This is a genomic window from uncultured Campylobacter sp., assembly GCF_963517995.1.
Classification (GTDB): Bacteria; Campylobacterota; Campylobacteria; order Campylobacterales; family Campylobacteraceae; genus Campylobacter_A.
This window is the reverse complement of the sequence record NZ_CAUQHQ010000071.1, coordinates 1-12187: the sequence shown is the minus strand read 5'-3', so window position 1 is coordinate 12187 and position 12187 is coordinate 1. Positions and strand designations below refer to the sequence as shown.

The window sequence follows — 12187 nt, the reverse complement described above, 5'->3', positions numbered from 1 at the left end:
ATCTGCCATACCAGCCTCCTCTTACCAGCGGTAGTGAGCAAACGCTTTGTTAGCTTCTGCCATTTTGTAGGTGTCTTCCTTCTTCTTGAAAGACGCGCCTTTTGAATTTGCCGCATCAAGTAGCTCGTTAGCTAGCTTATCGATCATAGTTCTTTCGCTTCTTTTTCTAGCAAAACCGATGATCCAGCGGATAGCAAGAGCTTGTTGGCGAGCTGGGCGAACCTCTACCGGCACTTGGTAGGTAGCGCCGCCGACGCGACGAGATTTAACCTCCATAAGAGGCTTAATGTTTTCTATAGCATCGTTAAATACGTCTATACCTTTTGCGTCGCCGCTTTTTTTCTCGATAGCTTTGATAGCGCCGTACATGATCTCGGTAGCGACGCTTTTTTTGCCATCATACATAAGAGAGTTAATAAATTTAGTGATTACCTTATTGCCGTAAATTGGATCCGGCATTACTTCCCTGACGGGAGCTTTTCTTCTTCTCATTTGATTATTCCTTCAAATTTTATAAATTTTACTCAAACCTATGCCGCTAATGGCATGGTCTGCGAACCTAAATTTTTATTTCTTTTTACCCGCTGCGGCTGCTGCTTGACCAGGTTTTGGACGTTTAGCGCCGTATTTTGAGCGAGAAACTGTTCTTTTCGCAACGCCGGCTGTATCAAGGGCACCGCGTACGATGTGGTATTTAACGCCCGGTAAGTCCTTAACACGGCCGCCGCGCACTAGTACGATGCTGTGTTCTTGTAGATTGTGGCCTTCGCCGCCGATATAGCTGATCACTTCGAATCCGCTTGTAAGCCTAACTTTGGCAACTTTTCTCAAAGCCGAGTTTGGTTTTTTAGGAGTCGTAGTATAGACCCTAGTGCAAACTCCTCTTCTTTGAGGACACTCTTTTAGCGCCGGAGATTTTGACTTAAAAGTCACTTTCTTGCGCTCTTTTCTGACCAATTGATTAATGGTTGGCACAGTAATTCCTTTCGACTAAATTTATTAAAAAGACTTGATTCTATTTAAATTTGCCTTAATATAAGGTAAATTCTATCTTTAGCGCTAAATTTTATCGTGCTAATCTTTTTTAATCTCGTACCTTCCGCTTCTGCTAAAGATAATGCAAAGCGATGAAGCGATGTAAAGATATAAAATTTCGGCCTTAAAGCCGCCAACGTTTGTAAGCTCCAGTAAATTTCCAAGTCCGTGATAGGCGTAAATTATCGTTAGGCTCGTGCCGATAGTAAGCAATGCTGCGATCCTAGTCGAATTTTTTGAAATTTCAAATTTAAAGGATTGATTTTATCCGGCTAGCTTTAAAACGAGGTAAATTTAAGCCCCGCCGAATTTGGCGAGGCTTGCGGGGTTAAATTTTAGTTTTGTTTTAGCTTGATCTTTTGATCTTGATAAAGACCGGTTCCAACAGGGATCATGCGTCCTAGAATGACGTTTTCTTTTAGATCCTCGAGGTGGTCGATCTTAGCTGCGATAGAAGCCTCGGTTAGAACCTTAGTCGTCTCTTGGAACGATGCCGCAGAAATCACGCTATCACTTCCGATAGCAGCGCGCGTAACGCCTAGCAAAATAGGCTCGGCGATCGCAGGATTGCCGCCCATTCGCATTATGCGCTCGTTTTCTTCCTTAAATCTCGTTCGAGAGATCATGTCGCCGGTGATGAAATTCGTATCGCCGCTATCTACTATCTTAACCTGACGAAGCATCTGAGAAACGATGATCTCGATGTGCTTATCGGCGATCGCGACGCCTTGAGAGCGGTAAACTTGCTGAATTTCGCTGATCAAATAATAATGCAGCGCCTTTTCGCCCAAAATTCTCAAAACGTCGTGGCTTGATATTAGCCCGTCGGTTAGCTTCTCGCCGGCGTGGATAAATTCGCCGTCGCGAACCTGAATTTGACGAGTTTTATCTATCAGATACTCCGACGTAGCGCCGTCGTCGGCGTGGATAACTATGCGTTCTTTAGATCGAAGGGGCTTTTCGAATCTTACGGTACCGTCGATTTCGGCAATGATAGCCGTATTTTTCGGGCGCCTTGCCTCAAACAGCTCGGAGACTCGTGGCAGACCGCCCGTGATGTCTTTTGATTTAGCTACAGCCTTAGGCGTCTTAGCTAGGATATCAGCCTGCGCTACCGTAGCGCCGTCCGCTACGAATATCGCCGTTTTAGGCTCTAGTTGATAGCGGATCATCTTACCCTCGTCCGTGCTGATCACGATCGTAGGCTTGATACCGGAAGGTAGATACTCGTTTATAACCAAACGGCTCTGACCAGTCGCCTCGTCATACTGCTCGGCGGCGCTGTATCCAGGCTCTATATCCTCGTACGATACTCTGCCCGCGGCCTCGGCGATGATCGGCGTAGAGTACGGATCCCACTCGGCTATGACGGTTTTTTCTTGGTTTTCAGGCTCAGAGATGACCGCTTTGCTATCTACGGTGTCGCTATCGTTTGCTTTGATGATAGAGTTTCGCGGGATATAGTAGCGAACCGCCTCTCTATCGTCCTCGTCGGCAACCACGACGAATAGCCCTTTTTCGGTTACGACGTGACCTTTTTTGATATTTCTTAAGCGCTCTAAATAATCGCCTTTTAGGATATAAAATTTAAGCACGCCGTTTGCGCCCGCAACGAATTTCTTGGCGATCGGCTCGCCGTCTTCGACCTTTATCTCACTGGCAAACGGGATACGGTTAGGCACGTTCCAGCCCTCTTTTATGACTTCGGCGATACTTTCGTTTTCTTTGACCGCGTCGCCGTTAGCATAAGGGATGTAAATTTTACCCTCAACCTTGCCGCTAACGCCCGCTAGCTCGTTAGGTTTAGCTAGGTCGCCTCTTCGTAGAGTATATTTAACCTCTTCTTTTTTGCCTTTTACGATGATATTTACGTCCTCGTGAGCGATCTCGATCTCGATCTTTCCGTCAAAAGGAGCTTTGATCTTAGGCTCGACGAGCAAGACAGCCGAGTTTCTGCGATTTGCTACGATTCTTTTGCCTCCGTTTTCATAAACGTTTAGATTGTAGTATCTTATAAAGCCTTCTTTTTGCGCAACGACTTGGTAGTCTTGCTGCTCTGTAGATGCCGTACCGCCGATGTGGAAGGTTCTTAGCGTTAGCTGAGTACCCGGCTCGCCGATAGACTGGGCCGAGATGATACCGACGGCTTCGCCAGGTTTTACCAACTTTCCTTCGCCCAAATTCACGCCGTAGCATTTAGCGCAAACGCCTTTTGCGGCTTTGCAAGTTATCGGCGTTCTGATGCTTACCGATTTTATACCTGCTTCGGTTATCGCTTTAGCTTTTTCTTCGTCTATTAGTGTGCCTTCGCTAAATAGCACTTCGTTTGCTATCGGATCGATCACATCGTCGGCTAGCACGCGGCCTAAAATTCTCTCTTCCAAACTCTCAATAAGCTCGCCGTTGTCGGTGATCTCGGTGATCTCGACGCCCTCGTGAGTACCGCAGTCGTGCATAGTGACTTTCACGTTTTGCGCGACGTCGATTAGCTTTCTGGTTAGGTATCCGGCATTCGCCGTTTTTAGCGCGGTATCAGCTAGACCTTTTCTAGCGCCGTGGGTTGAGTTAAAGTACTCAAGAACGTTTAGACCTTCACGGAAGTTTGATATAATCGGGGTCTCGATGATCGAGCCGTCAGGCTTCGCCATAAGACCGCGCATACCGGCTAGCTGACGAATTTGCGCCGCAGAGCCTCTCGCGCCGCTGTCGGCCATCATATAAATAGAGTTAAATCCACCCTTATCTCCCTGGATAAGCTTCATCATCTCGCCAGCGACGACGTTGTTCGTATCCGTCCAAATGTCGATGATTTTATTATATCTCTCGGAGTCCGTTAGCAAGCCCGCACCGTATTGGTTTTGTATCTCGCGAACTTTTTTCTTGGCTTCGTTAATATATTTTTGCTTGCTATCAGGCACGATGATATCGGCGATAGAGATCGAGATACCGGCCTTGGTCGCATAGCGGAAGCCCAAATTTTTAAGCTTATCCAAAAATCCCGCCGTCACCTCAAGGCCGCCGTTTTTGTAAACGTAATCGACCAAATTTGCGATATCTTTTTTCTTCATAACCCTGTTCCACATATTTTCAGGAACAAAATCAGGCAGAATCGAGCGGATGATAAGGCGACCCGCAGTCGTAAATAGAGTCTTGCCGCCAATCATCGTTTTGATTTTAGAGTGTACCTCTAGGCAGTGCGCTTCCTCGGCGATCATTACTTCGTCTACCGATGCGAAAATTTTGTTAGCGCCCTTGCTGTCGGTCTTTTCTAGGCTTAGATAGTAAATTCCCAAAACCATGTCCTGGCTAGGAACCGTGATAGCCTTGCCGCTTGCAGGAAGCAAGATATTCATCGAGCTAAGCATCAAAATTTTGCACTCTGCGATAGCTTCTTGAGATAGCGGCACGTGAACAGCCATCTGGTCGCCGTCGAAGTCTGCGTTAAATGCGGCGCAAACTAACGGATGTAGCTGGATAGCCTTACCCTCGACGAGCACCGGGTGAAACGCCTGGATAGATAATTTGTGAAGCGTCGGAGCGCGGTTTAGCATGACCGGGTGATCTTTAACGACCTCCTCTAGACACTCCCAAACCTCGTTCGTCTTATCCTCGATCATCTTTTTAGCTTGTTTTACGGTCGTAGCGTAGCCCTTCTCCTCAAGGCGAGCTAACAAATGCGGCTTAAATAGCTCAAGAGCCATACGTTTAGGCAAACCGCACTGATCCATGCGTAGTTTTGGTCCGACCACGATAACGGAACGACCGGAAAAATCCACGCGCTTACCGAGCAAATTTTGGCGGAAGCGACCTTGTTTGCCTTTAATGATTTCAGAAAGCGATTTAAGCGGGCGTTTGTTTGCGCCTTTTACCGCATTTGCGCGTCGCCCGTTGTCAAATAGCGCATCGACGGACTCCTGAAGCATACGCTTTTCGTTTCTGATGATAATCTCAGGCGCGTCAAGCTCCATAAGGCGTTTTAAACGCGCGTTTCTATTTATAACGCGGCGATACAAATCATTTACGTCGGAAACCGCAAATTTACCGCCGTCAAGGCTGACAAGCGGGCGAAGATCCGGCGGAAGGACCGGTAAATTCGTAATCATCATCCACTCGGGACGGTTACCGGAATTTAAAAAGCTCTCGACGACTTTTAGTCTTTTTACTATGGTTTTTTTCTTGGCTTCCGAATTTGTCGCGCTGATCTCGTCTTTTAGAGTATTTAAAAGCTCGACCAAATCGATATTTGCTAGTAAATCGCGGATAACTTCGCCGCCCATCCTAGCCCTAAATCCGCTCTCTTCAAAACGAGAAGCCAAAGAAACATACTGCTCTTCGTTTAAAACGTCGAAAATTTCTACTTTTTTGCTGTTTTCGGTATCGTAAAATGCGTCGCCTACGCTCTCGACGATATACGCCTCGTAGTAAAGCACGCGCTCAAGGTCTTTCATCTTTATGCCGAGCAGCGTTCCTATGCGGCTTGGGAGCGAATTTACGTACCAGATATGCGCTACGGGAGTCACGAGCTCGATGTGTCCCATCCTAGAGCGGCGTACCTTTGAGCTAGTTACCTCGACGCCGCATTTTTCGCACTTGATGCCTTTGTAGCGCATTTTTTTATACTTACCGCAAAGGCACTCGTAGTCGCGTATCGGACCGAAAATTTTAGCGCAAAATAGACCATCGCGCTCAGGTTTTAGCGTGCGGTAGTTTATGGTTTCGGGTTTTTTAACCTCGCCGTGGCTCCATGACTTTATCCTCTCAGGGCTAGCCAAACGAAGCTGAAATGCTTCAAAATCGCGCGGTCTGCGTTCTTCTTTTATATCAATAGGTTTTAACTCACTCATTATTTTCATCCTCATCGTATATCTCGACATCAAGCGCCAATGATTTTAGCTCGTTTGTTAGAACGAAAAATGTCTCAGGAATGCCGGTTTCAGGCACATTCTCGCCTCTAGTTAGGGCTTTATACGCAGACAAGCGTCCCTCGACGTCGTCTGATTTAACCGTTAGCATCTCGCGAAGCGTATGAGCCGCGCCGTATGCCTCAAGCGCCCAAACCTCCATCTCTCCGAATCTTTGTCCGCCAAATAGCGCCTTACCGCCGACAGGCTGCTGAGTAACAAGGCTATATGGTCCCGTACTTCTAGCGTGGACTTTTTCGTCGACTAGGTGGTGAAGCTTTAGCATATACATACATCCGACGTTTACGCGTTCTTTAATCTTTGAACCCGTGCGTCCGTCGTAAAGCTCGGTCTTGCCGTCCATATCTATCTTAGCTAGCTCAAATAGTTTCATTAGTTCATCGACCCTAACGCCCTCAAATATAGGGGTGGCAAATTTGACGCCGTTAGCCCAATCTTTAGCGTAGTCTAAAAGCTGCTCGTCGCTCATTTTGCCTAGAGTCTTTTTAGCATCCATAAATTTAGACGCCGAAGCTATCTCGATCATTTTGGCTCGTAGCTCTTTTATCCACTCGCCCTTTTTCTCTTGGAAAATTTGATTTATCTGCTCGCCCAAGCGGTAGCCGACAAGGCCTAAGTGGCTTTCTAAAATTTGACCGATATTCATACGGCTAGGAACGCCCAGCGGATTTAACACGATATCAACCGGCTGACCGCTCGGCAGATACGGCATATCGACCTCTGGGACGATGTTTGAAACGATACCTTTGTTTCCGTGGCGGCCCGCCATCTTATCGCCTACTTTTAGCTTGCGCTTGGTCGCAATGTAGACTTTGACAAGCTTAACTACGCCGCTTGGCAAGATGTCGTCTTTTTCCAAAATTTCCATCTTCGCGTCATGCTCTTCTTTGAGCTTTTTCTTCTCGTTTTGGAAATGATTTTTTATGTCGTCGTATGATTTTTGAACGTCTTTTGAAAAGCCTTTAACGATCGCGCTTAGCGTAAAGCGGTTGATGTTTTCAAACTCCTCTTTATCGATCTTCTCGCCTTTTTTATAGGTTTTTTTACCGATAGTTTGAGCCGAGCTCAAAGGCGTTTTGCAAAGCAGAGCGCCTACCTTTAGCATCTCTTCGCGGTCTAGCATCAACAGCCTATCGTGGTGTTCTTTTTCAAAAGCCGCTTTTTCTTCTTCATAAACTTTATTTGAGCGATTATCTTTTTCGTGGCCTTTTTTAGTAAAAATTTTAACGTCTACGACGACGCCTTCCATAGAAGCCGTCGCATAAAGAGATTTATTTACCACGTGGCCGGCTTTTTCTCCAAAAATCGCGCGAAGCAAGCGCTCCTCAGGCGTCGGTTTAACCTCGCCTTTTGGAGAAACCTTACCCACCAGGATCATGCCTGGTTTTACCTGCGTGCCGATTTTTATTATACCGCTATCATCTAGGTGAAGCAGATCTTCTTCTTTGATATTCGGGATGTCTTTAGTAATCTCTTCTACGCCGTCTTTTAACTCACGCGCCTCGATCTCTTTTTCATAAATATGCACGCTCGTAAACGCATCCTCTCGGATCATTTTTTCGCTAATTACGATCGCGTCCTCGTAGTTGTAACCATTCCACGGCATGAAAGCTATAAGGGCGTTTTTACCGATAGCCAGCTCGCCGCGCTCCATAGATGGACCGTCGGCGATGATCTGCCCAGCCGCTACGCTTTCGCCTTTTTTAACGACAGGGTGTTGGGAGAATGTCGTATTTTGGTTGGTTCTTAAATTTTTCTCCATAGAGTAGTGATCGATATATGGACCCGCCTCGTCTTCGCCGAGGATAAAGATGTTTTTATTGTCCACCTTTTCAACCACTCCCGCGCGTCTAGCCTTGATAGCTTCCCATGCGTCGCGAGCTACGGTGCTCTCCATACCCGTACCTACGATAGGAGCGGATGAGCGAAGTAGAGGTACCGCTTGGCGTTGCATGTTTGATCCCATTAGGGCGCGGTTAGCGTCGTCGTGCTCCAAAAACGGAATAAGCGACGCCGCAACGCCAGCTATCATACCGGAGCAAAGGTCGATAAGCTTAACGTCCTCGCGTTTAGCTAGTATCATCTCGCCATCTTGTCTAGCCTCGATCAAATCCTCTACTATATAGCCGCTTTCATCAAGCGTAGTAGATGCCGGAGCGATAACTAAATTTTCCTCTTGAGTTGCCGTTAGATAAACGATCTCGTCAGTTACTTTGCCGTCTACGACTTTTTTATACGGAGCTTCGACGAAGCCGAGATTATTTACCTTCGCGTAAGTAGAAAGCGTGTTGATAAGGCCGATGTTTTGACCTTCCGGAGTCTCTACCGGGCAAATTCTACCGTAGTGAGTCGGATGAACATCGCGCACCTCAAAGCCGGCTCTATCTTTAACAAGACCGCCTTCGCCCAGCGCCGAAAGTCTGCGTTTGTGCGTAACTTCGCTAAGCGGGTTGGTTTGATCCATAAACTGGCTCAACTGACCGCCAGTGAAAAATTCCATTATCGTCGTGGTTATCATTTTTGGATTAACCAGATCGTAAGGCATAATCTCTTCGATGTTGCTTAACGTCGTAAATTTATCCCTGATAGCCTTTTGCATTTTTACAAAGCCTAGATGAAGCTCGTTTGCCAAAAGCTCGCCGATAGAGCGGATACGACGGTTACCTAAGTGGTCGCGGTCGTCGATATGTCCTTGTCCGTTTTTGACCTTTATCAAATATTTTGCCGTTTTTATAATGTCTTCATTGGTCAAAACCGTTACGTACTCAGGGACTTCAAGCGCTAGCTTGTGGTTCATTTTCATACGACCGACTCCTGTCAAATCGTATCTTTCAGGATTAAAGAACAGATCGTTTACGAAAGCGCGAGCGGCATCTTTAACTACCGGCTCGCCAGGACGCATGACTTTATAAATTCTAATCGCCGCAAGATCGTTTTCGTCATCGACGTTTTCGGTTTGGCGTAGCAGTTTTAGCGTCTCGTTATCGGCGATAAACGAATTTATAATCGCATCGTCCACACCTGCAGCCAGGTCGTTTGCTATCTCGATACTTTCTTGATCGGCTAAAATTTTAACCAATTTATTTTCATCAAGCTGCGCAAGAGTATCGTAAAGCACCTCGCCGCTATTTTTGTCGATAACCGGGTGAGCTAAAAATCTATTTACCAATATTTCAGTCGGATATTCGACGAATTTGACGCCGTCGGCGATAATCTTATCAGCCTTTTTCTTAGTTAGTCTTTTGCCGGCCTCGTGTAAAACGTTGCCCTCTTCATCTTTGATATCGTATTCGACCCTGCCTTGATAGTCGTCAGGATTAAACGGGGTCAAAAATTTATTATTTTTTATCGTTAAAGTTTGAATCGGATAAAATAGTTTAATAATATCTTGCTTTTTATATCCAAGCGCTCTAAATAATATGGTTACCGGTACTTTTCTACGCTTGTTTATGCGAACATATAGTACGTCTTTAGTATCATACTCGAAATATAGCCAACTGCCGCGGTCGGGGATAATTTGAGCCGTGTAAATAAGCTTATTTACGACCGTCGGGCTTTCTTCTTCTTTAAAGATAACGCCGGGACTTCTGTGAAGCTGATTAACCACGACGCGCTCAACGCCGTTAATAATGAATGAAATTCTATCCGTCATTAAAGGGATTTCGCGAACGAAAATTTCTTGCTCTTTTATATCTTTTATGCCGATCTTCTCGCCTGTTTTTTCATCTCTCTCGTGAACGATCAGCCTTACTTTCATCTTTAAATTTACAGAATAAGTAAGCCCTCGCTCCATGCACTCTCTGATCGTATATTTTGGTTTTCCGATTTCAGAGCTTACGTATTCCAGGCTTAAGCGGTTTTGAGGATCATGTATAGGAAATATCGATTTGAAAACTTTTTCTATACCGCTTTCGCCTTGATTTTTATCTACGTTTAAAAACTGGTCAAAACTCTTTTTTTGTAATTGTAGTAGGTTAGGAACATCGATCTCTTTGGCGACATTTGAAAAATCAACCCTAAGACGATTTCCTGAGTATAAACTATTTAGCATATTCTACCTCATTGGTATAAGTTGAAAGAAAGTAAATAACCGCACGTCTGCGGCATCTTTATAAAAATTAAATAAGGAGGCAATGCCTCCTCTGTAAAAATAAGTAAAATTATTTAAGTTCGACTTTAGCGCCGGCTTCCTCAAGCTCTTTTTTAGCTGCTTCAGCCTCATCCTTGCTAATGCCTTCTTTAATAACGGAAGGAGTTTGCTCGACTGCGTCTTTAGCCTCTTTAAGACCAAGGCCGGTAAGAGCGCGAACGACTTTAATAACGTTGATTTTCTTGTCGCCGCCGTCAACTAGAACAACGTTAAATTCTGTTTTCTCTTCAGCTGCATCTGCTGCGCCACCTGCTGCTGCGCCACCTGCTACCATTACCGGAGCAGCGCTTACGCCAAATTTCTCTTCAAATTCTTTTACTAATTCGCTTAGCTCTAATACTGAAAGATTAGAGATAAATTCTAATACGTCCTCTTTAGTAATTGCCATTTCTTATCCTTTTATGCTGATTTTTCTTTTTTCTCTTTAAGCGCATTTAGTCCAATAGTGAAATTTTGGATAGGCGCATTCCAAACTTGCAAAAGCATCGCAAGCAACTCATCACGGCTAGGCATCTTAGATAGAGCCTTGACTTTCTCGACGCTTGCAACTTCGCCATCAATATGAGCAGTCTTAATTTTGAATAGTTCGCTATTTGTTTCTTCAAATTTAGCCGCAACTTTAGTAGCTGAAAGCTGATCGCCCCAGATAAAGATATTCGTATCTTTCAAAGTCATACCGGATTTTCCGATATTATTAAGAGCAATATTTGCAAGAGTATTTTTTACGATTTGAACTTTTACGTTTAAAACCCTAGCCGCATCTCTCAAGGCCTCTAGCTTTTTAGTGCTAAGACCGCGATAATCGCAAACTATAATCGCTTCATTTTCTTTAAATTCAGCTTCAAGTTTACTGATTATTTCAGATTTTTCATTTCTCGTCATCTAGTTTTTCTCCTTTCCGACTAGTGATTTCAAGCAGAGCGGCATAAAAGCGCGATTAAGCAAAAGCCTCTGCTATCTCCAATCTAAGATAAAAATTTATTAGCTAAAAATTAGCGTAGATCCATAAGCTCTTGAGTCTCGAGTAGAACAGAAGGGCTCATAGTTAACGATAAAGCAGCACTCTTAATGTATCTACCTTTTGCTGCTGCAGGTTTTTGTCTATTTACCGCTTTAATAAGGGTTGAAATGTTATCGTTTAGTTGCTCTTTTGAAAAGCTAACTTTACCGAGACCGGCATGTATGTTTCCTTGCTTATCTACACGGAAATTAACTTGACCGCTTTTTGCGTTATTAACCGCTTGAGCTATATCCATAGTAACAGTGCCTGTTTTTGGATTTGGCATAAGACCTTTTGGTCCCAAAATTCGCCCTACTTTACCGACTAGTCCCATTAAATTTGGAGTAGCAATAAGAACATCAAAATTCATAATTCCCTTTTGGATATCTTCAACAAGTTCATCGCTACCGACTATATCGGCGCCGGCAGCTTTTGCTTCGTCAGCTTTTGCATCTTTTGCTATAACAGCTACGCGAACAGTTTTGCCGGTTCCTGCAGGAAGTACAACCGAGCCTCTAACCATTTGATCTGCGTGTCTTGGGTCAACATTAAGTTTCAAAGCAATTTCAACGGTTTCGTCAAATTTCGCGCTTTTTAGTTGTTTTATAGTATCAATAGCCCCAGCTAAAGAATAATTTTTAGTAGAATCAACTTTTTCAAGCAGCTTACTAAATCTTTTTGTAGTTTTTTTTGACATTTATTTCTCCGCATTTATAATTTTTATGCTTCCACATTGCTAAATTTAAAATACACACGCTATTTTAAGATAATAACGCGTGCATAAATTTAACTTTAATAAAACCCTTATGTGGTAAAAGGATTAATCTACTACCGTAATACCTATTGAACGAGCTGAACCAGCAATAATTTTAGCCGCTTGCTCTCTATCTTTAGTATTTAAATCGGCAATTTTTTTCTCAACTATTTCAAGCACCTGGGCTTTTGTAAGCTTAGCTACTTTATTTTTTAACGGATTATCCGAACCTTTTTCTATACCTGCAGCTTTTTTGATTAGATCCGTTGCAGGTGGCTGTTTTGTGATAAAAGTAAAACTTTTATCTGCATATACTGTAATAACGA

General features: G+C 44.3%; 8 protein-coding genes and 1 pseudogene. All 9 read right to left on the bottom strand.

What is annotated here, in order from left to right; all coding sequences use genetic code 11:
* Positions 1 to 21: 21 nt before the first annotated feature.
* Entirely contained in the window at positions 22 to 492 is a 471-nt protein-coding gene (gene rpsG / locus RYL88_RS08050; protein WP_295142735.1) for a 30S ribosomal protein S7, read from the bottom strand.
* 75 nt (positions 493 to 567) lie between these two features.
* A complete protein-coding gene (gene rpsL / locus RYL88_RS08045) occupies positions 568 to 975 on the bottom strand; it encodes a 30S ribosomal protein S12 (RefSeq protein WP_004322129.1) in 408 nt (135 codons plus the stop codon).
* A gap of 99 nt (positions 976 to 1074) precedes the next feature.
* On the bottom strand, positions 1075 to 1248 hold the full coding sequence (locus tag RYL88_RS08040; protein ID WP_314990424.1) for a hypothetical protein: 174 nt from the start codon (positions 1246 to 1248) through the stop codon (positions 1075 to 1077).
* Between the two features lie 122 nt (positions 1249 to 1370).
* Positions 1371 to 5879 carry a DNA-directed RNA polymerase subunit beta' gene (gene rpoC / locus RYL88_RS08035; RefSeq protein ID WP_314990422.1) on the bottom strand — a complete coding sequence of 1503 codons (4509 nt, stop codon included), beginning with the start codon at positions 5877 to 5879 and terminating at the stop codon, positions 1371 to 1373.
* The gene (gene rpoB / locus RYL88_RS08030; protein WP_314990420.1) at positions 5872 to 10008 is read right to left on the bottom strand and encodes a DNA-directed RNA polymerase subunit beta; all 4137 of its coding nucleotides are present in this window, start codon (positions 10006 to 10008) and stop codon (positions 5872 to 5874) included. Before rpoB ends, rpoC begins: the two co-directional genes overlap by 8 nt.
* A 109-nt stretch (positions 10009 to 10117) precedes the next feature.
* Positions 10118 to 10495, bottom strand: coding sequence for a 50S ribosomal protein L7/L12 (gene rplL / locus RYL88_RS08025; RefSeq protein WP_295142746.1), 378 nt, complete (start codon positions 10493 to 10495; stop codon positions 10118 to 10120).
* A gap of 11 nt (positions 10496 to 10506) precedes the next feature.
* Complete coding sequence (gene rplJ / locus RYL88_RS08020; RefSeq protein ID WP_314990418.1) at positions 10507 to 10989, bottom strand: 50S ribosomal protein L10; 483 nt, start codon at positions 10987 to 10989, stop codon at positions 10507 to 10509.
* Between the two features lie 110 nt (positions 10990 to 11099).
* A complete protein-coding gene (rplA, locus tag RYL88_RS08015; protein WP_314990416.1) occupies positions 11100 to 11804 on the bottom strand; it encodes a 50S ribosomal protein L1 in 705 nt (234 codons plus the stop codon).
* Positions 11805 to 11927: 123 nt separating this feature from the next.
* A pseudogene (locus RYL88_RS08010) lies at positions 11928 to 12187 on the bottom strand (50S ribosomal protein L11); the annotation flags it as partial.